At 66.7% G+C, this 24,462-nt stretch carries 18 protein-coding genes and 1 tRNA gene; 11 read left to right on the top strand and 8 right to left on the bottom strand.

From position 1 onward, the window contains the following. Window position 1 precedes the first annotated feature (1 nt). Window positions 2-742, top strand: coding sequence for a helix-hairpin-helix domain-containing protein (locus tag U1701_RS08825; protein WP_332782182.1), 741 nt, complete (start codon window positions 2-4; stop codon window positions 740-742). 149 nt (window positions 743-891) lie between these two features. On the opposite strand, the gene U1701_RS08820 is transcribed toward U1701_RS08825, so the two are convergent. Beyond that, complete coding sequence (locus tag U1701_RS08820; protein WP_332782181.1) at window positions 892-1,818, bottom strand: hypothetical protein; 927 nt, start codon at window positions 1,816-1,818, stop codon at window positions 892-894. Between the two features lie 111 nt (window positions 1,819-1,929). Next, window positions 1,930-3,231, bottom strand: coding sequence for a hemolysin family protein (locus tag U1701_RS08815; protein ID WP_332782180.1), 1,302 nt, complete (start codon window positions 3,229-3,231; stop codon window positions 1,930-1,932). Between the two features lie 129 nt (window positions 3,232-3,360). On the opposite strand from U1701_RS08815, the gene U1701_RS08810 reads away from it, so the two are divergent. Continuing rightward, the gene (locus U1701_RS08810; protein ID WP_332782179.1) at window positions 3,361-4,029 is read left to right on the top strand and encodes a YiaD family glycine zipper/OmpA-like lipoprotein; all 669 of its coding nucleotides are present in this window, start codon (window positions 3,361-3,363) and stop codon (window positions 4,027-4,029) included. 152 nt (window positions 4,030-4,181) lie between these two features. On the opposite strand, the gene U1701_RS08805 is transcribed toward U1701_RS08810, so the two are convergent. After that, a complete protein-coding gene (locus U1701_RS08805; protein ID WP_332782337.1) occupies window positions 4,182-4,610 on the bottom strand; it encodes a nucleoside deaminase in 429 nt (142 codons plus the stop codon). A gap of 58 nt (window positions 4,611-4,668) precedes the next feature. After that, the gene (locus U1701_RS08800; RefSeq protein WP_332782178.1) at window positions 4,669-4,896 is read right to left on the bottom strand and encodes a hypothetical protein; all 228 of its coding nucleotides are present in this window, start codon (window positions 4,894-4,896) and stop codon (window positions 4,669-4,671) included. Between the two features lie 152 nt (window positions 4,897-5,048). Between U1701_RS08800 and rpmB the strand changes: the two genes are divergently transcribed. Beyond that, window positions 5,049-5,339: a 50S ribosomal protein L28 gene (gene rpmB, locus U1701_RS08795; protein ID WP_332782177.1), complete on the top strand. Its 291-nt coding sequence runs from the start codon at window positions 5,049-5,051 to the stop codon at window positions 5,337-5,339. A 68-nt stretch (window positions 5,340-5,407) separates the two neighbouring features. On the opposite strand, the gene U1701_RS08790 is transcribed toward rpmB, so the two are convergent. Next, window positions 5,408-6,412 carry an esterase-like activity of phytase family protein gene (locus tag U1701_RS08790; protein ID WP_332782176.1) on the bottom strand — a complete coding sequence of 335 codons (1,005 nt, stop codon included), beginning with the start codon at window positions 6,410-6,412 and terminating at the stop codon, window positions 5,408-5,410. 153 nt (window positions 6,413-6,565) lie between these two features. On the opposite strand from U1701_RS08790, the gene U1701_RS08785 reads away from it, so the two are divergent. Together U1701_RS08785 and U1701_RS08780 are read left to right on the top strand one after the other, a co-directional pair. Next, entirely contained in the window at window positions 6,566-6,943 is a 378-nt protein-coding gene (locus U1701_RS08785; RefSeq protein WP_332782175.1) for a glycine zipper 2TM domain-containing protein, read from the top strand. 136 nt (window positions 6,944-7,079) lie between these two features. Next, on the top strand, window positions 7,080-7,649 hold the full coding sequence (locus U1701_RS08780) for a DUF3833 family protein (protein ID WP_332782174.1): 570 nt from the start codon (window positions 7,080-7,082) through the stop codon (window positions 7,647-7,649). On the opposite strand, the gene U1701_RS08775 is transcribed toward U1701_RS08780, so the two are convergent. Continuing rightward, window positions 7,630-7,824, bottom strand: coding sequence for a hypothetical protein (locus U1701_RS08775; protein ID WP_332782173.1), 195 nt, complete (start codon window positions 7,822-7,824; stop codon window positions 7,630-7,632). The two genes, U1701_RS08780 and U1701_RS08775, sit on opposite strands and share 20 nt — an antisense overlap. Window positions 7,825-7,828: 4 nt before the next feature. Next, window positions 7,829-8,944, bottom strand: coding sequence for a Gfo/Idh/MocA family protein (locus U1701_RS08770; RefSeq protein WP_332782172.1), 1,116 nt, complete (start codon window positions 8,942-8,944; stop codon window positions 7,829-7,831). A 230-nt stretch (window positions 8,945-9,174) separates the two neighbouring features. Between U1701_RS08770 and U1701_RS08765 the strand changes: the two genes are divergently transcribed. The 4 genes from U1701_RS08765 (at window position 9,175) to U1701_RS08750 (ending at window position 18,091) form a co-directional block, all read left to right on the top strand. Then, window positions 9,175-13,368: a PAS domain S-box protein gene (locus tag U1701_RS08765; protein WP_332782171.1), complete on the top strand. Its 4,194-nt coding sequence runs from the start codon at window positions 9,175-9,177 to the stop codon at window positions 13,366-13,368. Then, window positions 13,361-16,498, top strand: coding sequence for a PAS domain S-box protein (locus U1701_RS08760; protein WP_332782170.1), 3,138 nt, complete (start codon window positions 13,361-13,363; stop codon window positions 16,496-16,498). The genes U1701_RS08765 and U1701_RS08760 overlap by 8 nt, the downstream gene beginning before the upstream one ends. Window positions 16,499-16,524: 26 nt before the next feature. Further along, window positions 16,525-16,923: a response regulator transcription factor gene (locus U1701_RS08755; protein WP_332782169.1), complete on the top strand. Its 399-nt coding sequence runs from the start codon at window positions 16,525-16,527 to the stop codon at window positions 16,921-16,923. A gap of 313 nt (window positions 16,924-17,236) precedes the next feature. Then, on the top strand, window positions 17,237-18,091 hold the full coding sequence (locus U1701_RS08750; RefSeq protein WP_332782168.1) for a glycosyltransferase: 855 nt from the start codon (window positions 17,237-17,239) through the stop codon (window positions 18,089-18,091). 173 nt (window positions 18,092-18,264) lie between these two features. On the opposite strand, the gene U1701_RS08745 is transcribed toward U1701_RS08750, so the two are convergent. Beyond that, window positions 18,265-18,340, bottom strand: a tRNA-Thr gene (locus U1701_RS08745). A gap of 160 nt (window positions 18,341-18,500) precedes the next feature. Between U1701_RS08745 and U1701_RS08740 the strand changes: the two genes are divergently transcribed. Together U1701_RS08740 and U1701_RS08735 are read left to right on the top strand one after the other, a co-directional pair. After that, window positions 18,501-19,664, top strand: a complete 1,164-nt coding sequence (locus U1701_RS08740; protein WP_332782167.1) for a PAS domain-containing protein — start codon at window positions 18,501-18,503, stop codon at window positions 19,662-19,664. A gap of 115 nt (window positions 19,665-19,779) precedes the next feature. Next, complete coding sequence (locus U1701_RS08735; protein ID WP_332782166.1) at window positions 19,780-24,426, top strand: NAD-glutamate dehydrogenase; 4,647 nt, start codon at window positions 19,780-19,782, stop codon at window positions 24,424-24,426. Window positions 24,427-24,462: the final 36 nt, after the last annotated feature.

Here is a 24,462-nt window from a genome sequence, read left to right as displayed (position 1 = left end):
GATGACCAACACGCAGACATCCGCTTCCGGCCTCAGCCTGCTGCCCGAGGGCACCGCGACGATCACGACTCTCCACCTCGCGATCATCGCGGCGCTGGCGGTGCTCGTGATCCTCGGAATCCTGTGGGGCGTCCGCAAGAAGCGCGCGCGCGTCGAGGCCGAACGCGAACTGGTCGAGCATGCGCACGAGGCCGGCGTACCACCAGCGGCACCCGATGCGGCGCCCGCACCGACTCCGACGCCGGCCGCGCCGCCGGCCCCGGTGCAATCGCAGGTCCAGGTCTCGGTACCACCCGTCGCCCCTGCCCCCACTCCGATTGGCCCTCCGGTCGCACCGACATCGATCACGCAGTCGCCTGTCGCACCCATCGCAGAAACGCCGGTTCTTCCCGCCCCCGAACCGATCGCCGACGAACCCGTCGCCGCTAGCTTCGAGGCAAGCCCGGCCACCGAACTCGCCCCGCCCGCCCCAACGCCGGCCCCCGTGCCCGCCGTCGACTACGCCAGCGAGCCGGTCACCCAGCTGAAGGGCCTCGGCCCCAAGGTCGCAGGCCGCCTCGCCGAACTCGGCGTGACGACGATCGGCCAGATGGCGGCGCTGTCGGACGGACAAGCCGAATCGATCGACGCGCAGCTCGGCGCCTTTACCGGCCGCATGGGCCGCGATCGCTGGATCGAACAGGCGCGCTTCCTGGCCGCGGGCGACCGGGCGGGTTTCGAGGCGGTGTTCGGGAAATTTTGAGCGAACAAAAAAACGCATCAGATTTAATCATCATCGATGCCTTTGACTTCGCAATGCTTCTTTGGTGATTCGCAACCTGCTTTTTTGCACCAAGAACGGTAAATGACGGGGATTGCCCAATTTTCTTTGGCCCCTCGTTTTATCTCAGCCTACTCGTAAACCACTTCACTTTCAGGGAGATCGACGGTCATAACAATCGCAGCCGTGATTGGCGCCGATCGCCGATAAAGCAGGCTAGCAAGAATTTCGTCTTGAGCATCCTCGAACAAACGCCCTTCTCGGCACCGCATAACTTCATCTGCTACAAAGGTTTCAAGCCGCCAGCCATGAACTGCGAACGGATCGAAACTCGATTTCCGTTCTGGGTTCTTCATCGCCGCGAATGATGGAGTGCTGCCTACGGACATTCCACCTAAAATGTCGTTCACTTCCTCGCGCTTTAGAACGCGACAACCGACCTCATTATCCTCAAGCGGTTTGATCCCACCTATCTCGGGATGAAGCCCGCTGCTCGGCACACATGCGGGGTTATAGAGAGCATAGTAAACCGGGATGCCTCGCTCATCGACATAGTCGTCGATCCGCTGCACCTGCTCGCTACCTGATGACATCGCGCCGTAGACGCACTTATCGGTAAACGAGAATTTCCGCTGCTTAAATAGCGGCATCATCTTGTCAGTTCGGTCAATCAATCGAGCAACGCCGATTTCGTAATCACTTCTATCGATATGCTCGACCGAAATTTCTTTTGAGTAGAGTCGCTTTGTCTGAAGAAGGGCCACCTTGCGGGCGACAAGACCTCCTTGTACCCGCACCGCTATCACAACGGCAATATCTGAGATTTCCCATCGGCCCCAATGCCTCCGCCCACCGAGCCAATGCGTTTCGATCGCCAAAGCCGTTCCAGATTTCAGGATTTGCGCGCCAAACTCATCAAGCTTGGAAACAAGGTGGAAGTCCAATCCTTCCTCATGCATGGCCGGTTGCCGCGTCAGCAAATGAGACACACGATCGTTCGCATCGGAGAACGCCGCTCGTGCAGCATCTATTACGTCTTCAGGAAGAATAGGAAACATCGACGTACAGTAACCGCATTTCCGAGAAGAGCCACCCTAATTGAACCCCGCCAGTTAGATTACCCCATTCTCGATGCAAAACTCAGGCTTCACACTCAACTGTGCGAAGCATTAGACCTCGCTCACCAGCATCTTGTCGATCCGCCGCCCGTCGAGATCGACTACCTCGAACCGCCAGCCCTGCTCGACGAAGCTCTCGCCCTCGCCCGGCAGATGGCGGAACGCCGCCAGCGCGAGCCCTGCGACCGTCGCGTAGTCGCGGTCCTCGGGCAGGTCGATGCCGAGCCGATCGGCCAGCGCATCCGCCGCCATCGTCCCCGCGACCAGCAGCGAGCCGTCGTCGCGCACCACCACCGACGGCGCATCCGAAGGATCGGCGTCCGACTTGAACTCGCCGGCGATCGCTGCGAGCAGGTCGGCGGGCGTCACGATCCCCTCGAAATGCCCATATTCGTCGTGGATCAGCGCCATCGGCACCTCGGCCTCGCGCAACGCCATCAGCGCGTCCATCGCGTCGATCTGGTCGATCACCACCGGCGCCTTGCGCATCAGCTGGCGCAGGTCGAGCGGCAGGCCGCGGAACAGCGCGGCGGCGATGTCGCGCGCCTGCACCACGCCGGCGACATTGTCGATCGATCCGTCGCCGACCGGCAGCCGCGTGTGCGCGCTTGCCAGCAGCGTGTCGCGAATCTCCTCCGCGGTTGCATTGCAGTCGAGCCAGTCGATATCGGTCCTGGGCGTCATCACCTCGCGCACCGGACGGTCGGCAAGCCGCACCACGCCCGAGATGATCGAGCGCTCATGCTCCTCGATCACGCCCGACTTCGATGCTTCGGCGACGATCATGTGCAGCTCTTCGGCGGTGACATGCTCCTCCGATTCGCGATCGAGCCGCAGCAGCTTGAAGATCAGCGCGCTGGTCGCATCGAGCAGCCAGCCGAGCGGTGCGGTCGCGACCGCGATCCAGCGCATGATCGGCGCCATGAACGCCGCGATCGGCTCGGGCGAGCGTAGTGCGAACTGCTTAGGGACCAGCTCGCCGATGATCAGCGAGGCGAAGGTGGTCAGCCCGATGACGATCGCGAACCCCGCCGTCTCGGCGGTCTCATGGCTCAGCCCCAGCAGTTCGAGTCGCGCTGCGGTCGGCGTGCCCAGGCTGGCACCCGAATAGGCGCCGGCCAGCACGCCGATCAGCGTGATGCCGATCTGCACCGTCGACAGGAACTTCCCCGGATCCGACGCCAGCAGGATCGCCGCGCGCGCACCACGCTTGCCGCTGCGCGCCATGGCCTCCAACCGCGCCTTGCGCGCGGAGACGATCGCGAGTTCGCTCATCGCGAACACGCCGTTCAGCGCGACGAGTGCGAGGATGATCGCGACGTCGATCCAGGGGAAGGGGGGAAGCGGTGCCATCGGCTCGGCCCCTATTGGCGTACAACGCGGCACTTCACAACCGTCCGGACAGCGCGCATTCAGACCGCAGGCGGAACAATCGCCGGCAACACGAAGTTTTCAGAGCCAAGACCAAAAGGGATGATACCGATGAAGACGATCCTCGCCGCCGCCGCGCTGTCCACGCTCGCGCTCACCAGCGGCTGCGTCACCGACCCCGAAACCGGGCGGCAGACGATCTCGAAGACCGCGCTCGGCGGCATCGGCGGCGCGCTTGGCGGCTATCTGCTCGGTGACATCGTCGGCGGCCGCAACGATCGCACGGCGAAGCTGCTCGGCGCCGGGATCGGTGGGCTCGCGGGTGCGGGCGTCGGCGCGTACATGGACAAACAGGAGCGCGACCTGCGCGCGCGCACCGCGGGCACCGACGTGCAGGTGATCCGCCAGGGCGACGATCTGGTGCTCAACATCCCGTCAGGGATCACCTTCGCCTATGACAGCGCCGACGTGCAGCCGCAGTTCCAGCGCACGCTCGACCAGGTCGCGCAGACGCTCGGCCAGTACAACCAGACCTATATCGACGTGTACGGCCACACCGATTCGACCGGCAGCGACGCGTACAACCAGACGCTGTCGGAGCGCCGCGCGGGATCGGTGGCGGATTATCTGGCAGGCCACGGCGTCCAGTCGGCGCGAATCGGCACCCGCGGCTATGGCGAGACCCAGCCGATCGCGTCGAACGACACCGACGAGGGCCGCGCCGCCAATCGCCGCGTCGAAGTGAAGATCGTGCCGATCACGCAGAACGACATGCGCTAATCGGCAATTGGGGCAGCGCCCGGTTCGGTGTTGTCCCCGCCCCATCACGTCATCCCAGCGAAAGCTGGGATCTCCCTGGGGCGGGTGCTGCGCGCGTTACGGGAGATGCCAGCCTTCGCTGGCATGACGAGTGCGGAGGACGGTCGGTTAGGTTACCGCCGCCCCGCGAAAAATTCGCGCAGCAAGCCCGCCGCCTCGCCTTCGGCGATCCCCGCATAAACCTCGGGCCGATGATGGCACGTCGGCTGACCGAAGAATCGCGGCCCATGTTCGACCGCCCCACCCTTCGCATCCGGCGCCGCATAATAGAGCCGGGCGATCCGCGCATGCGCGATCGCGCCCGCGCACATCGCGCACGGCTCCAGCGTCACCCAAAGGTCGCAATCCTCCAGCCGATCGCGTCCGAGCGTCTGCGCGGCCGCGCGGATCGCCAGCATCTCCGCATGCGCGGTGGGATCGCTCAGCGCACGCGGCGCATTGGCCGCGACCGCGATGACCTCGCCCTTCAGCATCACGACCGCGCCGACCGGCACCTCGCCGGCCAGCGCCGCCGCGCGCGCCGCGTCGATCGCGCGGCGCATGGGATCGGGAACCGGGAACATCGGCGCCCCCTGCCCCGACCCGCTCACGCGGTAAAGATCAGTTCGGTGCCTGCGCGTTGGTCTGCGCACCCGGCTTCTCGACCGAGATCGTCGGCACCGCCACCGTCTTGTTCTCCGTCCCCAGCGTCACCTTGGCGACGTCAGCCTGGAATTTGGGGGCCTGCACCACGCCCTGCTGCGTCTGGTCGATGTTGATAATGCCGAAATACATCAGCACGACGACACCCAGAATGACGATCGCGACGAGCGAGAGAAGTGTACGCATGAATAGTCCCCTGTACCGGTTCGATGACCTCGATCGGACGATAGCGCAGTGCAGGTTGCACGGCGAGCCCATCTGAATCGGTTGACGCGCCCCCCCTCGCGGGGTATCGGCGCGCCTTTCCGGGGGTCATCCCGAAACTGATAGGTAAACAGATGTCGCGCATTTGCGAACTGACCGGCAAGGGCCGGATGGTCGGGAACAACGTGTCCCACGCCAACAACAAGACCAAGCGTACGTTCCTGCCCAATCTGCAGAACGTCACGCTGCTTTCCGATTCGCTCGAAAAGGGCGTTCGCCTGCGCGTCTCGACGCACGGCCTGCGTTCGGTCGAGCATAATGGCGGGCTGGACAACTGGCTGGTCAAGACCTCGGACGACAAGCTCTCGCTGCGCGTGCGCCGCCTGAAGCGCGAAATCGTCAAGAAGCTCGCCGTCGCCGCATAAGCGACGCGCGCTGAGATCGACGGCCCGCCCCGCACCACCGCGGGGCGGGCCGTTCTCGTTTGGGCGGCTCAGCGGTTCAGGCGGAACTTCAGCAACAGCGTGCGTTGTAGAAGCGCTGTGTCGTTGTCGTCGGACACCAGCCACAGCATCGTCGCACCGCCCTCGCGGGTCGCCGCGACGCCCTCGAAATTGTCGTGGATCAGCGGTGGTGCCAGCGTGGCGATCGCCCGCCCGGTCACGGTCGCACCTTCGCGTATCTCGCGCGGGTCGATCAGCACCAGCACGTTGGTGAACACGAACGGTAGGCTGAACGCGCGGTTGAGCACCAGCAGCCGCCCGTCGGGCAGTTCGGTGGCATCGGCGGGATCATAGCCCTGCGGCGGCATGTAGGTGAAACGCACCGAGGGCCGACTCTGCGTTAGCGGATCGCCCGCGAACACCAAGGCCTGCCGCCCGCGCCGCAGGGGCACGGGCACACGTGGCCCCCGCGCGGTCTCTGCGATCACCAGGAACCGCCCGTCGCGCAGCCGCACCATGGATTCGGCGCCACCATTGTCGGGCCAGTGTTTCATCGCCTTAGGCGCGTCCCGCCCCTCGACCCGCGCAAACCCGGGCGCATAGCGCCAGATCGCGTTCGCACCCTCGAACCCCACCCAGATCCGGCCCGAGCGCGGATCGATCGCCATCGATTCGCTGTCGCGGTCGGCCTTTTTCCAGCCCTCGTCCGGACCGCCCGGCAGGTTCAGGAAGCTGATGTCGGCGGGCTTCCAGTCCGGGCCCATGCGAAACCGCACGACATTGCCGCCGTCGCTGAGCAGCGTGACGCAGTCGCCGACGACGCCGAGCGACGAATAGCCGCCGAACGCGGGGTCGCGGCTGGTCAGGTGGACGCCGCCTTCATAGGTCAGCACCCCCACTGTGGTGCGCACGGGATCGTCGGAGTCGAGCGCAACGCGCGTCGCGACCAGATTGGCGTGCGTGCCGAGCAACGGCAGCCGCACCTCGCCGGTCCAGCCGGGCGCGATCGCCAGCACGGTTCCGACGACGAGCAACAGGGTCAGCGGACGGCGCATCGTCGCCTCATAGGGGGTGCGCGCACGAGCGGAAGCCTGAACCGCGGATAACGAGCGCATTCAGGCTTCGCTCAATGCGAATCGGCCAAAAGGGGTCATCGAGGATGGAGGGGCCGCCCAAGCGGCTCCGATATCCCCAACGGGAGAAACCAGATGTTCAAGACCTTTACCCTCGCTGCCAGCGCTCTGGCGATGACCGCAACCGCACTGGTTCCCGTCGCCGCCGACGCGCAGCGCTACCGCGGTGGCTATGAGCGGGGCTATGATCGTGGCCACGACAATCGCGGCTACAACGGCAATGGCTACCGCGACTATCGCGGCAACGACCGCCGCTATTCGAACCGCCGCCGTGGCGAGGGTTGCGACAACACCGGCGGCACGCTGGTCGGCGCACTCGCCGGTGGCCTGCTCGGTCACACGGTGGCGGGTCGCGGTGACGGCACGCTCGGTGCGGTGCTCGGCGCAGCCGGTGGTGCACTTGCCGGTCGTGCGATCGATAAGTCGGACAACCCGCGCTACTGCCGCCGCTAAGCCGGTCGCTCCCCAGTTCCCCAGTTCCCTCGCGTAGCGTATCGAGGGCGGAGGCCGGCTTCCTTCAGGGAAGCCGGCCTCTTGTTCGTTCCGGCACCGGGCCCGGCTGCAAGATCGCCATCGCAAAGGCTACGCCATGCATCCCCAGTTTCCTGTTCTTCCGGGGTCACGGCGCATCCTCCGCATCGGTGCACGCCGATGGTTTGGCATTATCGCCCTTTCGACGTCGGTCGGCGCCTGCGTCCCTTCCGGGCAGTTGGCGCAGCACCAGGCGGCTGTGCCGGCGTTCGATCCGGTCACCTTCTTCGCTGGCGCTACCGAGGGGCGCGGAAGCCTCAAAATTTTGACCAAGCATCGCCAGCCGGTCATGGTCAGGGGGCAAGGCGTCGTCACCCCGGACGGCGGAATCGTGCTCGATCAGGATGTCCGGCGGGACGGCGCTGCGCCAACCCACCGCATCTGGCATTTGCGCCGCGTGGCGCCCGATCGGTACGCCGGAACCCTCACCGACGCGACGGGTCCGGTGACCGGCGAAGTATCGGGCAATCGCCTGCACCTGCGCTTCGCGACGCGCGGCGGACTGCGCGCAGATCAGTGGCTGTACCTTCAGCCGGGCGGCCAGATCGCGCGCAACCGGATGGTGATCCGCAAATTCGGGATCGCAATCGCCAGCCTCGACGAAACCATCACGCGCGTTGCGCCGTGACGAAGGGGCCGATAATGCGCGACTCCGCGGTCGACGGCGTGCCGTCGGCGCGGGCAACGACGCCGATCGGGTCGACCTGCCCCGACCGCCCGGCTCCGGCCTCGACCCGATCGATCCGCCGCGGCTCGACCGCATGTTCGGCGACCATTGGCTGGCGGGTGCCGCCGGTCGCCAATGCCTCATGCCGACTGGGGAGTGATGCTGATCATCTGATCTTCGCTAGGTTCCTTTGCGGGCTTCAGCTTGAGCGCCTGATCGGGTTGCACTTGGCGGGTGCGACCGGCGGGGTCCAACGTCACGGTTTTGCGGGTCTCGAGCGACTGCTCGATCGCCGCGAGCACGCGCATGTCGAGCAGCCCTTCCTCGCCATCGGCCTCGGGGTGAAGGTCGTTGAGGATGCAGTCCGAGAAGTATTGCGTCTCGTTCCCGAATTGCTCGACCGGGCTGAAGCTGTGTTCCTTGCTGCCCGCGCTCGTCGTCTCGACATAGCTGATGCCGGTGGTCGGCCCGAACATGAACGACGGTGATGCGCGGATGCTTGCCTTGGTCCCGACCAGCTCGAAGAACTCCGACGAAGCCGTAGCGTAGCTGACGGTGAACTGCGCCAGCCGCTCGTCCGGGAACCGCAACGTCACCGCGACGGTATCGTCGAAATTGAACCCGCGATCGGGCGTCTTGGTGCCGACGGCGTGCACCGAGATCGGCTCCTGCCCGAACAGGTTGCGCACCGCGTTCAGCGGATAGGTGCCCATGTCGGGGACGGGGCCACCCCAATAGCCATTGTGGCCGCGCGAATTGGCCTCGGCGACGTTCTGCGCGAACACCGAGACGAAGCTGCGCAGGTCGCCGAATTCGTTGGCGCGCGCGCGGGTGATCATCTCGACCGTCCCGGGCTCATGATGGAGCCGATAGGCGACCATAAGTTTGGCGCCGCCTTTTGCCTGCGCCGCCAGGATCATTTCGGCCTCCGCGACGCTCGACGCCATCGGCTTTTCGAGCAGCACGTGAATGCCGGCTTCCAGCGCCGGAACGGCGTATTGCATGTGCACGAAATTGGGGGTCGCGACATAGACGGCGTCGATCTCGTCCGACGCCAACAACTCGCCATATTGCTCGTAGGTCCACGCCTTGATGCCGTACAGCTTGGCAAGCTTGTCGGCCTTGACCGGGTCGCCGGTGACCAGCGCGGCGAGCGCCGAATTGCTGGTCCGGCCGATGCCCGGCATGAACGCCTGTTGCGAAATCTGGCCGCCGCCGACGACGGCGTAGCGCACCTTCTTGGTGAGTCCGAACATGGTAATCCTTCGGTTTTGTAACGGGATACGGGGCGAACGACCGGGCGGGCGCGGTCGTTGCATCGCGCCCACCGATCCGCGGGCGGAACCGCGCCACGAGCGCCGCTGATTAACGAACACTTATGCAGTCCTGTCCTAACTGGGGCCATGGGAGACGGACGCTGGACCTGAGTCAGACATCGCGAGACCGCAGAACCCGAACCGAGTTCGTGTTGGCGATTGCGGCGACCTTGACCATCACCGGCGTGTGCGTGGCGAGCGATACGTTCGAACTTTTGGTCTCGTTCGTCACCACCTACGAAGCGTGGCAACTGGACGAAGTGATCGTGCTCCTGCTGGCCTCGGGCGTCGCCGCGGGTGTCCTGCTGGTCCGGCGTTCGCGCGAGCTTCGCCGTGAGATCGTACTGCGAACGGCTGCCGAACAGGCGAGCGCGGCGCTCGCGCACAGCGTGGCGATGGACGGTCTGGCCGAACGTCGTCTGCTCGAAGAGGCTGTACGCGCCAACGAGCAACGGCTCGCGAGCATCCTGGCGACCGCGCATCAGTCGATCGTCACGATCGACCGGCATGGCCTCATCACCCAGTGGAACCGGCACGCCGAACTCACGTTCGGATGGCCCGCGCAGGACGTGGTGGGCCGCCTGATGTCGGAAGTCATCGTCCCGCCCGAGGCGCGCGCCGCGCACGACGCCGGGCTCGCCCGCTTCATGGCGAGCAAGACCGCGCGTTTGATCGGCAGCCGCGTCGAAGTGCAGGCGCTGCGCCGCAATGGCGCGCTGTTCCCGGTCGAGTTGGCCCTGAGCGCGACCAACGTCGGCGAGGATTGGCAATTCACTGCGCTGATCCAAGACATCTCCGAACGGCGTGCGCAGACCGCGTTGTTCGAGAACGCCTTCGATCATGCGCCGATCGGGATGGCGCTGGTCGCGCTCGACGGGCGGCTGCTCAAGCTCAACGCCGCGTTCTGCGACCTGATGGGGTATGACCCCGCGGAAGCCGAGACGCTGGATTTCGCGGCGATCACCCATCCCGACGATCGCGAGCGCGACATGGATCTGACCGCGCGGCTGCGTGCCGGCGAGATTCCGCGCTATCAGTTGGAGCAGCGCTACGTCCGCAAGAGTGGCCGCATCGTGTGGATTCGGCTCTCGGTCTCGATGGTCCTGGCCGAGGACGGTACGCCGCGGCACTATATCGCGCAGTTCCAGGATCTGTCGGCCGAACGCGAATCGGAAGATCGCTATCGCCTGCTGGCGGATAGCGCCAACGACATGGTCGGGCTCTACACGGTCGACGGGCGCTGCATCTACATGTCGCCGTCGAGCCAGCGGATCCTGGGCTATGCGCCGCACGCGTTGGTCGGCCAGTCGGTGCTGGAGTTCGTCCCGGCCGGCGAACGGTTCGCGCTGTTGAAAGCGACCCGGCGCCTGCACGATGCGCCGCCCGATGCCACGGTGACCCATCTGACGCGGTTGCGAAACAGCGCCGGCGACTTTCTCCACATCGAGTTCGTCGCGCGGCTGGTCGCGAGCGATGACGAGGGTTGGCGTATCGTCGCGGCGTGTCGCGACGTCACGATGCGGATCGAGGCGCAAAACGCACTCGAGGACCGCTCGAAGGACTTGGTCCGCGCACACGAGGCGGCCGAGACGCTGGCCGCGACCGCACGGCAGGCGCAGGCGCTGTTCGAAGGCATCTTCGAGAACTCGCCTGATCTGAATTTCGTTCACGACGTCGTCGACGGCGCGTTCCCGATGAGCTTCATGAATGCGGCCGCCGAACGCGCCTTGGGGACGACGGTTGCCGAGGCACGCGGCGCGGATCTTGCCGCGCTGTTCGTACCCGGCGTGGCAGACTCGACGCGACGCGAAATGGCGATCGCCGTGGCATCGGGCGAGGTCCGCCGGCTGATCGAACAGGATCGGACGGCAGGAAACGACACGACCTACGATGTCGGGCTGGTCCCGCTCCGTGATGATACCGGCCGGGTGGTTCGCATCTTCGTCAGCAAGCGCGACATCAGCATTCTCAAAGGCGCCGAGGAGGCCGCGCTGCAAGCCAACGCGCTGATGCGTTCGGCGGAGAAGATCGCGCATATGGGATATGTGGTGATCGATCTGACCACCCAGATCATGTCGTGGTCGCCGGAAATCTGGGCGATTCTCGACGTCGATCCCGCTAGCAAAACCGCGTCGATCAAAACGATCCTGGAGCGCTGTCACCCCGATGATCGCGCCCGCGGCCTGGGGGCGCTGGAGACGGCGATCGCCGACGGATTGACGGAGTACGATAACAATTATCGCCTGGTCCTGCCCAGTGGCGAGATCCGATACGTTATGAGCCGCGGCACGATCCGGCGCGTGAACGGCGTCGCGGTCAGCGTGCTGACCGTCATCGTCGATATTTCGAACTTGAAACGCGCTGAGGAAAAGGCGCGCGAAAGCGATCAGCGCTACCGGTTGATGGCCGAGAATTCGACCGACGTGATCGTCACCAGCGACCTTGAAGGCCGCACGACGTTCGTCTCGCCCGCATCGGTATCGATCACGGGGCACACGATCGAAGATCGCATGGGCGGACGTGCCGACGAGATCGTCCACCCCGACGATATCGCCGATCTGCGTGCGACCTTCCACGCCCTGCGCGACGGGGCCGTCGGCAAGCACGTCCGCTGGCGGGCGCGGCACAAGACCGAAGATCGCTGGGTCTGGCTCGAATCCAGCCCAGCGATGCTGCGCGATCCGGCGACGCAACTGGCGACCGGCTATCTTGACGTCATCCGCGACGTCACCGCGCAAAAGGAGCAGGAGGATGCGCTCGCCGCGGCGCGGCTCGAGGCGGAACGGGCGATCCATTCGAAGGAGCGCTTCCTGGCCAATATGAGCCATGAGCTCCGCACCCCGCTCAACAGCATCATCGGATTTTCGCGTCTGCTCAACGAGCGCAACGGGCTTGGCGCCGAAGACCAGCGCCGCGTCCGCCTGGTCCACAATGCCGGACTCGCGCTGCACGCCGTGGTCGACAACGTGCTCGATTTCTCGAAACTTCAGGCCGACCGGCTGGTGCTGCACTGCAGTCCGTTTGACGTTGCCGGCTTCTTTGCCGGCACGGTCGCGCTGCTGGAACCGCAGGCGGCGACCCGCGACGTGACCCTGTTGACCGACATCGCCGCCGACGTCCCCGCCCGGCTAGTCGGCGACGTCGGACGGCTGCGCCAGGTCCTGCTCAACCTGCTGTCGAACGCCGTGAAGTTCACGCAGGACGGCTCGGTGACGACCAGGGTCGTGTTGATCGGCGAGGAGGACTGCGACGCGCGGTTGCGGATCGAAGTCATCGATACCGGCGGCGGCATCCCGAAGGACAGGATCCCGACGCTGTTCAACCGGTTCATCCAGGCCAGCGCCGCGACCGCGGTTCAATATGGCGGCACCGGCCTGGGCCTTGCGATTTCGCGGCAGTTGCTGACGTTGATGGGCGGCGAAATCGGGGTGGTCAGCGAACCGGGACTGGGATCGACCTTCTGGGTCGAACTTGCCTTGCCGATCAGCGACGACGTCGAGTGCGTCGAACATCACGCACTGGCGTCCGGAGTTCTGTCGCTGCCGGGCAAGCGCATCCTGGTGGTCGATGACGTCGATCTCAATCGCGAGCTGATGCTCGCGATGCTGTCGAAATACAGCTGTGCGGTCGAACTCGCGGAGGATGGCCTCCAGGCGCTCGCCGCGCTCGATCGGACGCCGTTCGATCTCATCCTGATGGACTGCCAGATGCCGGTGATGGACGGCTTCGCGGCGACGCGGGCGATCCGCACGCGCGGCGGCTCGGCCGCCACCATGCCGATCATCGCGTTGACCGCCAGCGCCCAACCCGAACACCGCGCGCGGTGTCAGGAGGCGGGCATGGACGAGCATCTGACCAAGCCGCTCGATCCGGGCGCGCTCGAATCGGTACTCAGCCGATATCTGAGCGGCAGCGACAGCGTGTCCGGCAAAGCTGCGCTCGACCGTCCCAGCGCCTACCCGCCCGTCGCGCTGTGCGACCCGCCGCGCGACGACGTGACGGTGAGCGCTCGGGTCCCCGACCCCATTGCTGACTCCGTTGCCGATCCGATACCGGATCAGGAGCTTCCACGGCGCGCGGCGACCGGATCGCTGCAGGAGCGATACGCGGCGCGTAAAGCCGAAATGCTGTCGGCGCTCGACGCGATGATCCGCGCCGGGCTGTTCACCGACACCGAAATCGGCGCGCTTGCCGTCCTGGCGCACAATCTGGCCGGGACAGCCGGCATGTTCGGCGAACCCGAACTGGGCGACGCCGCCGCCGAGCTCGATGCCGGCCTCGACCATTGGCACCCTGACGAACGCGCCGACCAGATCCGCGAATGCGCCGTGACGATCCGGCGAACGGCGCTGCGCCATGCGTAGCGCGTTGCCATGGGTGCGGGTCACGGCGGTGGCGGCGCTGTTCTTCGCGCTCGCGCTGCTGGGAATCATTCTGACGCGCGATCGGGGGCCGGTGGCCGCGCTGTGGCTGCCAAATGCCGTATTACTCGCGGCGACAATCCGAAGCAGCGAACGGCGCAGCGCGGAGCTTGCCGCCTGTTTCGGTGCCAGCGTGGCCGTCAACCTGATCGTGGGCTATGGCTGGATAATCGGCTTGGGACTGGCCGGATGCAACATCCTGGAGGTCGTGACGATCCTGTTCGGCATGCGTCGGATGGTTCCGGCGGGCGCGGATCTGACCGAACTGAAGCCGCTTCTGCTCTTCACCGCCTTGGCGGGGATTATGGTCCCGGCCGCGGTCGCGTGTCTCGCGTTCGCGGTCTTCCGGCTCGGCGGCGAGCCGGTCGGTTTTTCCGCGTGGCTGACCTACGCCAAGGCCCACGCGCTGGGGCAGCTCGTCTTCGTGCCGATCCTGCTCATCCTCGCGCAAGCACGGCTGGCGCCCGGGCGCGCGACCGTTCGAACCGTCACCGAAGCATGTGTCGTGCTCGGCAGCGTGATCCTGGTCTGCTGCGCGGTGTTCACGCAGGACCGATACCCGGTGCTGTTCCTGGTCACGCCGTTCGTTCTGCTCGCCGCCTTTCGCCTGGGTGCGTTCGGTGCGGCGTGTGCCGTGATCATCGTCGCGAGCGCGGCCGGTCTTGCGACCTTTCTCCACACCGGCCCGATCGCGTTGGTCGAAGGGGTGGGGACGAAGCTGACGATCCTGCAGCTGTTCGTCGCGACGAGCTTCATGTCCGCATTGCCGGTCGCCGCGTCGCTCAGCCAGCGCGCGCGGCTCGCCGCGGCGTTGCGCGCCAGCGACAAACGTCTGACGTCGATCACCGACAACATCCACGAGGTGGTGTTCCGCACCGATGGCCAGGGTCGGTGGTCGTTTCTCAACCCGGCATGGCAAGCTTTGACGGGTTACCGCGTCGCCGACAGCATCGGGCGGTCGATGATCGACCTGGTCCCGGCGACAGACGTCGATCGGATGCGCGTGCAGTGGATCGAGCTGGTCCGCGGCGAACGCGCCGAAGTGCAAGTTCGGACGCAGATCCGGCATAGCGATGGCCATCTCCGCTGGATCGAGGCGACGATTCGCCGCCAGGAGAACGCGGCGGGCGACGGGCTGGATACCATCGGCAGCCTTCGCGACGTTACCGAACGCCATGAACAGGCGCTCGCGCTGGCGAGCCGCGAGCGCGAGCTGCGGCTGGTGACGACGCATTCGGCCGACATGATCGTCCGCACCGGGACCGACGGGATCCGCCGCTACGCCTCGCCGCGCAGCCTGACTCTGCTCGGCTATGCGCCCGAGGAAATCGTAAATCAGGCGCCGTTCCACGGCATCCATCCGGACGACGTAGCCGCCGTCGACGCCCGGTGCCGCGAGGCAATCGCGTCGGACAGACCGGCGCATTCGATCTATCGGCAGCGGCACCGCGATGGCCATTATGTCTGGGTGGAAGCCAATTATAGCGTGGTGCGCGACGAGGCGACCGGCGAACCGCTGGAGTTCATCGCCAGCGTCCGCGACTTCGGCGCGCGCAAGCAACTCGAGGAAGACCTGCACGCGGCGCGCATCCAGGCCGAGCAGGGCGCGCGCCTGAAGGCCGCGTTCCTGGCGAACATGAGCCATGAGATCCGCACGCCGATGAACGGGGTGATCGGTTTCACCGACCTGCTGCTCGCGGGCGATCTCGACGCGGACCAGCGCCGCTACGCCAGCCTCATCCGCGATTGCGGCCGCACGATGATGGCGCTGCTGAACGACATTCTCGACCTGTCGAAGATCGACGCGGATCAGATCGAGATTGCCGACGAGCCCTTCGACATGTTGCATGCGATCGCCGGCACCGTCCGCATGATCTCCGCCGGCGCGACCGCCAAGGACCTGTCGATCGAGCTGGCGCTCGACGACGCCCTGCCCCGCTATGCGATCGGCGACGCCCAACGGATCCGCCAGATTTTGCTCAACCTGCTGTCGAATGCGATCAAGTTCACCGATGCGGGCGTCATCCGGGTCGGCGCGGGGACGGCGCACGGTGCGCTCGAACTGGTGGTCGAGGATTCCGGTCGCGGCATCCCGATCGATCGCCAACCAAAGATCTTCGACCAGTTCGTCCAGGGGGATGCGTCGATCGCGCGGCGCTATGGCGGGACCGGTCTCGGGCTTGCGATCAGCCAGCGTCTGGCGCGGTTGATGGGCGGCGATCTCCGCCTTGCCAAATCGGACGCGACGGGCACCCGGATGCAGCTGAGCCTCCCGATACGCACGGTACCCACCGGCGTGGTGCCGCGGCGCGAGGCGTCCACCAGGCGGCCAGCCAAGCCGGTATCGGCAGCGCGGATCCTGGTGGCGGAGGATGTCGAGATCAACCAGCTGCTGATCGAGGCGCTGCTGCAACGCCACGGCCATAGGGTGACGATCGTCGCCGACGGCGCGCAGGCGGTCGCCGCGTTCGTCGCCGATCCGGACGGTTATGAGCTGATCCTGATGGACATGCAGATGCCCGAGGTCGACGGCATCGAGGCGACACGCCGGATCCGCGCGCTCGGCGGCACTGGGGCGACGATCCCGATCGTGGCGCTGACCGCCAACGCTTTCGCGTCCGACGCCGAAGTCTGTCTGGCCGCCGGGATGAATGCCCATCTGTCGAAGCCGATCGACGTCGATGCGCTCATCACCACGATCGCGCGGCTGATTGCGGATCCTCCTCCGGCGCCGCAACCTCGACCGGTCGAGGACCCCGCGGTGACCGCGCTGCGCGCGCGCTACGACGCCAGCAAGCGGACCTATTCAGCGGAGTTGCAGCGGCTGGAAGCCACGCTGCGCGACGCCGACGACGCGGCGCAACCCGAAGCGCGCGCCGCTATCGCTAGTATCTGTCACAAGTTCTGCGGGTCGGCGGGCATGTTCGGCGACGCCGCGCTCGGCACGCTGGCGCGTACGCTCGAAGAGGACGCGTTGGGCGGCGCGGCGGCCGCGCCGCTGGCGGACCGGACCCGCAGCCTGGCCGAGGCGCTCGGCCGTTCCACTGCCGACCCTGCCGTCCCCCTCCCATAGGTACCCTCAAGCATGAGCCGTTCCCGATGTCCCTGATCCTGATTGCCGACGACGACGAACTCGTCGCCGCGCTGGTACAGTATAAGCTCGAAGCCGCGGGGCACCGTGTCGTCGTCACCGAAGACGGTCCGGCCGCACTGGACGCCGCGACACGCGAGCCGCCGGATCTCGTCCTGCTGGACGCGATGATGCCCGGGCTGACGGGCTTCGAGGTGCTGGCGCGGCTGCGCGCGGCGCCCGCGACCGCGATCGTGCCGATCATCATGCTGACGGCGCGGCGCAGCCAGGATGACATCGACGCCGCGCGCCGTGGCGGCGCGACCGACTATCTCACCAAACCGTTCGTGCCCGACGACCTGTTGGCAAGGGTGGAATCCGCGCTGGCGCAGTCCCGCCCGCCGGCGTTGCCCGACGCGGCGCTCTGAGAGGCGTATGAGATCGTCCGGACTGCTCCCCTTTGTGCCCCCACTGGCACGCGAACGTGAAACACCATCGAATTGCGTCGTATCCCGGCCGCACAGACTTCGGACGTCCTTACAGACGGCGATCCAGTCGCGTCCGCTTGCTGACACGTCTGGTAGCGACCGCCCCGCGACCCTACATCAAATTGACAAGCAAGGGATCGCCACAGTACCTGCTGACGTGGTGGCAAGCCCGAGACTTTTCTTTCATTTAGGCCGGATCCGGCGCCCCAAGCCGTCTGGGGGGCTGCGCGTCATATTCCAGCTCACCGAAGTCATGCGCGATCTAGGGATCGACGCGACGGTGATCCTCTCAACAGAATCCCGATTGTTTTTCGCGCTTGGCGATCGGTCCTTACTGACAGCGGACCCCGAGGAGGTTCGTTCGGGCGATATCGTCATCTTCCCCGAGACGGACTTGCGGCCGATCTCCGAATATCCAGCAGACGTGCGAAAGTGGATCTTCGCCCAAAACCATTTTTATCTGTTCAATCAGATCGATGAGACTCCGCATTGGGCGGAGCTGGGCATCGAACGGGTGCTGTGCAGCTCCCGCGCAATCCGCTCTTTCCTCCGCGCGTCTCACCCGAATATCCCGCTAACCCTCATCCCCTGTTTCATCGAAGGCACGTCGCCCGAAACCGCAAAGCTACGCCAGATCGCGTACATGCCCCGTAAGCTGCCCCGTCTCGCGAGCACCGTGCGCGGCGCGCTGCCGCTCATGTATCCGAAACTGGCGGACGTACCCTGGGTTGCTATCGACGGGATGCCATTCGAGCAGGTCATGTCGGTGCTGTCGTCATCCGCGGTGTTCTTGTCGCTGAGCCATCATGAAGGGCTCGGTCTGCCGCCCTTGGAAGCGATGGCGTCGGGATGCCTCGTGACCGGAACACTGGGCGGCGGAGGCCGGGAATTCGCCTCGCCGTACAACGGTCTTTGGCGAGAGATCGATGATCCCGAACGTGTCGTACAAGGCGTTGCCGAAGCCTGGACATTACTCGATGATCAGCCAGCGAAAGCGCGTGACATGATTGACCAGGGTATCTCCACTGCCCGGCGTTACACTCGCAAAGCGACGCAGGCCCGCGTCGCCGCACTTTTCCGCCGGATCGGGTTGCTGGCGGGCGAGTAAGGTCTGTTGCTACGCTGCTGTTATCGAAACCGGGCCAAGCCCCGACCGTTTGGCGAGGGCCAAGCCCGTTTCCCTACCCAAAGTGCCCCAGGCAGGACCTAGACGGCTACCCACCGGAAAGGCCGTTCCGCTGTAGCCGCGGGCGTTCCCTTGTGGAAGTGCCATAAAGTAGCTGGTGCCGCTTAGAGGACTTGAACCTCTGACCCCCGCATTACGAATGCGATGCTCTACCAGCTGAGCTAAAGCGGCGCGACGGGCGCTTGGCCTGTCGAGGCCGTGCCACTAACAGGTCGGGAAATCGCTGACAAGCGTCATTGCGCACCCGCCGCGGACACGTTTCGCAGGCCGTTTTACGGCTCGTTTACCAAACGCGGTGCACAAGCGGATCGGATGCAATGGGGACTAGCGCATGAAGACGGCACGCGGCCAGAACGACGGGCGGATCGAGCGCGATGCCGACACCGGCGCCGATACCATCGACGCAGGCGTCAACGATGCGATGTTCGATCTCGGCGGCGACGAACGGCGCATGCATGTGCGCGCCTATAACCACTGGGTCTCGTTGCTGAAGGGACGCCCCTATCCGCCGATCGCGGACCTCGACCCCGCCGGCATCACCGATTTCGGTCCGCACAGCGTGTTGCTCGATTTCAGCGCGGGCGTCGAAAACCCCGGCATCGCGTATCTCGGCCAGGCACTCCGCGAGGAGTGCGCGCTCGAAGGGCCGATCACGTCGATCGCCGACGTGCCCAGTCGATCACTGCTGTCGCGCCTCACCGACCATTATCTGCAGATCATCGCCAACCGCGCGCCGATCGGCTTCGAAGCCGAGTTCGTCGGCAGCCGCGGTCGGACCACGCTGTACCGCGGGATCCTGATGCCGTTTTCGTCGAGTGGCGCGAATATCGATTTCCTCTACGGCGTGATCAACTGGAAGGAGCTGGTCGACGACAGGCTCCAGGCGACGCTCGATGCCGAACTCGACGCCGCGGTGCGCGCGACGCCGCGGGCCGGAACCGACACGCCGATCTGGGCGGACGGCCCCAGCGGCGGGTTCGCGGAGGCGTACGCGGCCGCGGCACAACCGGCGCCAGCGGAATTGCTGCTGACCGAGCTGGCCCCCGACGACACCGCCGACCGTGCGCTGGCGTCGGGACCGCTCGACGCGCAGCTCGCCGCGGTACGCGCGAGCAACGGCGACGTCCGCGCCGCCGACGCGCAGCGACGGGCCGCCTTGTACCGCGCGCTCGGCCGTGCGCATGATTTCGTCCTCGCCACGGACTGCGACCACGCCGGCTATGCGCGCCTGCTGGCGGAGGCCGGCATTCCCGCGCAGGCGGACGATGCGATGACGCCCGCCGTCGCGCTGTTGTTCGGCGGCGAATATCCCGAAGCACGGCTGGCCGATTTCGCGACGGTGCTGCGGCATGCGCGGCGCCAGGGGATCGTTGCAGGCGGGCTCGCGGCGTTCCTTGGCAGCATCCCGGGCGGGATCAAGGCCGTCGTCGGTGCCGAACGCTTGGCGAGCGCCCCCGCCAAGCCGCGCCGCAAGCGCGCCGCACTTGCTAACTGAACAGCGCGCACCGAACGCAGACGCCACCGGCCGAGCGTGTATGCGGTGCAGCATAACCCTTCGCACCTGCCACAAGCCTTGAGCTGACTGGGCGGGCGGCGCATAGCCGCGCGCTATGGCGAACCACATGCAGATGCTGACCGACGCCCTTGCGGCCCGGCTTACCGAACGCGCGCTTCCGGGCGAACTCAAGGACTTCGGCACGGAGGAGGTCGCCAACGCCGCCGCCTTCGTTGCCGCGGCGGCGTTGCACCGCGATGGCCACGCGCCCGGAATCGCGATCGAGCCGATCACGTCGGACGATGCGCACCGCCGCATGCGCGTGGCGATCGTCAACGACGACATGCCGTTCCTGGTCGATTCGATCGCCGCGACGATCGAATCGCATTGCATCGCGGTCGACCGGATCATCCACCCCGTAGTCGGCACGACGCGCGATGCCGACGGCACGCTGACTGCGATCGGCGAGACCGGCACGCCCGAATCGATGGTCTATCTGGAGATGGAGCGCGCCGACGCGCGTGACCGGCGCGGGCTGGTCGACGATCTGACCGCGGTGCTGGTCGACGTGCGCGCGGCGGTGACCGACTGGCCCGCGCTGCAGGCGCGGATGGCCGCCGATATCGCGGCGATTCCCGCGGGCGAAGGTGCGGCGCTGCTGCGCTGGTTCCTCGACGGCAATCTGACGCTGCTCGGGCACCAGATCTGGCACCGCGACGGCAGCGGCGGCGACGCGCTGGGCATCGCGCGACAGGACCACCGCGTGCCGATCCTCGCCGAGGCGTCGCGCGCGCTCGCGATCGCGTGGTTCGAGAATGGCGGGCGGGTGCCGCTGTTGCTGAAATCGAACCTGATCTCGACCGTCCACCGCGCGGTACCGCTCGACCTGGTCGTGGTGCCGGTGATGGCGGGCACGACCGTCGCCGGGCTGTCCATCCACGCGGGTCTTTGGACCAGCGCCGCGCTGGCCGCCCCGCCGCGCGAGGTACCGGTGCTGCGCGCCGCGCTGGAGTCGCTGGAACGCAAGTTCGGGTTCGACCCGCGCGGCCATGCGGGCAAGTCGCTGACGCATGCGCTGACGCAGTTGCCGCACGATCTGGCGATCGCGTTCGACGATGCCGGGCTCGAGGAGCTCGCGCTGACCGCGATGAGCCTGGCCGATCGGCCGCGCCCCGCACTCGTGCTCGTCCAGTCGGCGCTGCGTCGGCATTTGTTCGCGTTCGCGTGGCTGTCGCGCGACGATCTGACGACGGGGCGGCGAATCGCGATCGGCACGATGCTGGCCGAGGCCGCGAATGCGAGCATTCTCAACTGGTCGATCAGCCTGGGCGACGGCGGCGTCGCGCTGATCCGCTACACGCTCGACCTGCGTGGCCTGCCACAGGGCGGCGCCCCGTCGGAGGTGCCGCGGGTGGCGGGCCCGATGCCCGACGTCGCGCCGCTCGCCGCGCGGCTGCAGCATATGGTGCGCGGCTGGGTCCCCGATGTCGAAGAGGCGCTCGCCGCGACGCTGGCGCCCGCGCGTGCGGCGCGGCTGGCGCTGCGCTGGGCGGCCGCCTTCCCGCAGAATTACCGCAACATCAGCAGCGCGGCGGAGGCGGCCGCCGACATCCAGCGGTTCGCCGCGCTCGACAGCCCGGAGGCACGCGGCGTGCGGCTGGTCGCCAGTGCAGCCGGCGAGGACCGGCGGCTGAAGATCTACAAGCTCGGTGGCGCACTGGCGCTGTCCGACGCGGTGCCGGTGCTCGAGAATTTCGGCTTCCGCGTCGTCGGCGAGCTGCCGACGCGGCTCGACGACGGCGTCGATGCGTTCGTCCACGACTTTCTGCTCGAAGCCAATGATGCCGCACTCGACACCGACCCGGCGACGCTGGAGGGCGCGATCGCCGCGGTGTTGGAGGGTGCCGCCGAGAACGATGCGTTCAACAGGCTGATCGTCGAACTGGGCATGGCGCCACGCGCGGTCGTGCTGTTCCGCGCCTGGTTCCGCTATCTGCGCCAGGCGGGTCTGCCGTACGGGCTGGGCACCGTCGTCGACGCGCTGCGCCGTGCCCCGAAAGTCGCCGCCGCGCTGGTCGCGCGCTTCGACGCGGTGCATGATCCCGACCATCCCGGCGACGCGATCGAGGCCGACCAGGCGATCGAAGCAGGGCTCGACGCCGTCGCCGCGATCGACGACGACCGCATCCTGCGCGCCTATCGCAGCCTGATCGCCGCGACGCTGCGGACCAATGCGTTCACCGATGCGGGTGCCGAAGCGCTGGCGTTCAAGCTCGACAGCCATCTGATCCCGGGGCTGCCAGCACCCGTGCCATGGCGCGAAGTGTGGGTGTACAGCCCCCGAGTCGAGGGCATCCATCTGCGCGCCGGCCCGGTCGCGCGCGGCGGCCTGCGCTGGTCCGACCGCCGCGACGACTTCCGCGTCGAGATCCTCGGCCTGATGAAGGCGCAGCGCGTCAAGAACGCGGTCATCGTGCCGACCGGCGCCAAGGGCGGCTTTTATCCCAAGCAGCTCCCCTCCCCCTCCCCCGCCAACCGCGATGCGTGGCTCGCCGAGGGCACTGAAAGCTACCGCATCTTCATCCGGTCGCTGCTGTCGATCACCGACAACATCGTCGAGGGCGCGGTAGTGCACCCGGAGGGCGTGACGATCCTCGACGGCGACGACCCCTATTTCGTCGTCGCCGCCGACAAGGGCACCGCGACGTTCAGCGATGTCGCCAACGCGCTCGCGCTCGACCGCGGCTTCTGGCTTGGCGACGCGTTCGCGAGCGGCGGCAGCGTCGGCTACGACCACAAGGCGATGGGCATCACCGCCAAGGGCGCGTGGGTCAGCGTCCAGCGCCACTTCGCCGAGCGCGGCATCGACGTGCAGACGCAACCGATCACGGTGGTCGGCTGCGGCGACATGTCGGGCGACGTGTTCGGCAACGGCATGCTGCTGTCGAAAACGCTCAAGATCGTCGCGGCGTTCGACCATCGCCATATCTTCCTCGATCCCGACCCCGATCCGGCCGCCAGCTGGGACGAACGCAACCGCATGTTCGCGCTGCCCCGCTCGAGCTGGGCCGACTATGACAAGGCGCTGATCTCCGAAGGCGGCGGCGTGTTCGCGCGCACCGACAAGGTCGTGAAGCTCTCGCCGCAGGTCCAGGCCGCGCTCGGCATCACCGCGACCGAGCTCGAACCCGGCGCGCTGATCACCGCGATCCTCAAGGCGCCTGCCGACCTGCTCTGGTTCGGCGGCATCGGCACCTATGTGAAGGCGGCGTCGGAAGCCAATGTTGCGGTCGGCGACCCCGCCAACGACCGGCTGCGCGTCAACGCCGAGGATCTGCGCGTCACCGCGATCGGCGAAGGCGCCAATCTGGGCGTGACCCAGGCCGCACGCATCGCGTTTTCGGCGCGCGGTGGCCGGATCAACACCGACTTCATCGACAATTCGGCAGGCGTCGATTGTTCGGACAACGAGGTGAACATCAAGATCGCGCTCAACCGCGAGATGATCGAAGGGCGCTTGGCGTACGAGGACCGCAACACGCTGCTCGCGTCGATGACCGACGACGTCGCGCATTTGGTGCTCGAGGACAACCGCTTGCAGACGCTGGCCTTGTCGATCGCGGAAGCCGACGGCGCGGTCGCAGTGCCGAGCTATGTCCGCGTCATCGAGATCTTCGAAGGCAGCGGGCGGCTAGACCGCGTGGTCGAGGGGCTGGCGTCGAACGACATCCTGCTGCGCCGCGGTCTCGATGGCCAGGGGCTCACCCGTCCCGAACTCGCCGTGTTGTTCGCGACCGCCAAGCTCGCGCTGCAGGACGCGATCGAGCAGAGCGACATCGCCGCCGACGATGAACTGAAGCCCGACCTCCACGCCGCCTTCCCCGCGGCGATGCGCAAGCGCTTCGGTGCGGCGATCGATGCACATCGGCTGCGCGGCGAGATCGTCGCGACCAAGCTTGCCAACCGCATCGTCAACCGGCTGGGCGTGCTCTACCCGTTCGAGCTCGCCGAGGAGGAAGGCGCGGCGATGGGCGATATCGCCGCAATGTTCGTCGTCGCCGAACGGCTGTTCGACCTGCCCGCCTTGTGGACCGAGATCGAGACGACCGCGATGCCCGAGGCGGCGCGGATCGCGCTCTTCGACGAGGTCGCGGTCGCGACGCGCTCGCAGATCGCCGACCTGCTGCGCGTCACCATCCCCGGCGCGGGGCCGGGTGACGTGCTGACGCGGCTCGCCACGGGCATCCGCCAGCTGGACAGCCAGACCGAGGCGCTTCTGCTCGAAGAGGCGAGCACCCAGAGCGCGCGCATCGCCGCGCAACTCGAAGCCGTCGGCGCGCCGACCGCGCTTGCGCGCAAGGTCGTCCGGCTGTTCGAACTCGACGGTGCGGTGGGGCTGGCCGATCTCGGTCAGCGGCTGTCGCTCGACGAGGCGGTGCTGACCCGCGCGTTCACGCATCTCGGCCAGGCGCTGGGGCTCGATTGGGCGCAGGCGAACGCGGCGCGGATCACCCCGACCGACCCGTGGGAGCGGCTGTTGATCGCCGGCCTCGCGCGCGACTTCCAGCAATTGCGGTTGGAATTCCTCGCTCGCTGCGGCGCGACCGATCCGCAAGGCGCGGTCGAGACCTGGCTGCTCGCCAACGCCCCCCGCGTCGCGCAGTTCAAGGCGGTCATCGACCGCGCGCGGCACGCCGCAATCCCCAACGCGGCAATGCTCGCACAGATCGCCAGCCAGGCGCGGGTACTGCTCGGACGCTGACTTACACGTCCTCTCCCGTCGGGAGAGGACGTTCGG

The organism is Sphingomonas rhamnosi (assembly GCF_036663615.1).
Lineage (GTDB): Bacteria > Pseudomonadota > Alphaproteobacteria > Sphingomonadales > Sphingomonadaceae > Sphingomonas.
This window is presented reverse-complemented; position numbering and strand designations above follow the sequence as displayed.

Bases quoted from the DNA above. Each gene is read 5' to 3' on its own strand.
- U1701_RS08770 (WP_332782172.1), bottom strand. From the start codon at position 8,944: ATGTTCGGACTCACCAAGAAGGTGCGCTACGCCGTCGTCGGCGGCGGC.
- U1701_RS08785 (WP_332782175.1), top strand. From the start codon at position 6,566: ATGTTCAAGACCTTTACCCTCGCTGCCAGCGCTCTGGCGATGACCGCA.
- U1701_RS08750 (WP_332782168.1), top strand. From the start codon at position 17,237: ATGCGCGATCTAGGGATCGACGCGACGGTGATCCTCTCAACAGAATCC.
- U1701_RS08740 (WP_332782167.1), top strand. From the start codon at position 18,501: ATGAAGACGGCACGCGGCCAGAACGACGGGCGGATCGAGCGCGATGCC.
- U1701_RS08825 (WP_332782182.1), top strand. From the start codon at position 2: ATGACCAACACGCAGACATCCGCTTCCGGCCTCAGCCTGCTGCCCGAG.
- U1701_RS08805 (WP_332782337.1), bottom strand. From the start codon at position 4,610: ATGCGCCGCGCGATCGACGCGGCGCGCGCGGCGGCGCTGGCCGGCGAG.
- U1701_RS08790 (WP_332782176.1), bottom strand. From the start codon at position 6,412: ATGCGCCGTCCGCTGACCCTGTTGCTCGTCGTCGGAACCGTGCTGGCG.
- U1701_RS08760 (WP_332782170.1), top strand. From the start codon at position 13,361: ATGCGTAGCGCGTTGCCATGGGTGCGGGTCACGGCGGTGGCGGCGCTG.
- U1701_RS08780 (WP_332782174.1), top strand. From the start codon at position 7,080: ATGCATCCCCAGTTTCCTGTTCTTCCGGGGTCACGGCGCATCCTCCGC.
- U1701_RS08755 (WP_332782169.1), top strand. From the start codon at position 16,525: ATGTCCCTGATCCTGATTGCCGACGACGACGAACTCGTCGCCGCGCTG.
- rpmB (WP_332782177.1), top strand. From the start codon at position 5,049: ATGTCGCGCATTTGCGAACTGACCGGCAAGGGCCGGATGGTCGGGAAC.
- U1701_RS08800 (WP_332782178.1), bottom strand. From the start codon at position 4,896: ATGCGTACACTTCTCTCGCTCGTCGCGATCGTCATTCTGGGTGTCGTC.
- U1701_RS08815 (WP_332782180.1), bottom strand. From the start codon at position 3,231: ATGGCACCGCTTCCCCCCTTCCCCTGGATCGACGTCGCGATCATCCTC.
- U1701_RS08810 (WP_332782179.1), top strand. From the start codon at position 3,361: ATGAAGACGATCCTCGCCGCCGCCGCGCTGTCCACGCTCGCGCTCACC.
- U1701_RS08820 (WP_332782181.1), bottom strand. From the start codon at position 1,818: ATGTTTCCTATTCTTCCTGAAGACGTAATAGATGCTGCACGAGCGGCG.
- U1701_RS08735 (WP_332782166.1), top strand. From the start codon at position 19,780: ATGGCGAACCACATGCAGATGCTGACCGACGCCCTTGCGGCCCGGCTT.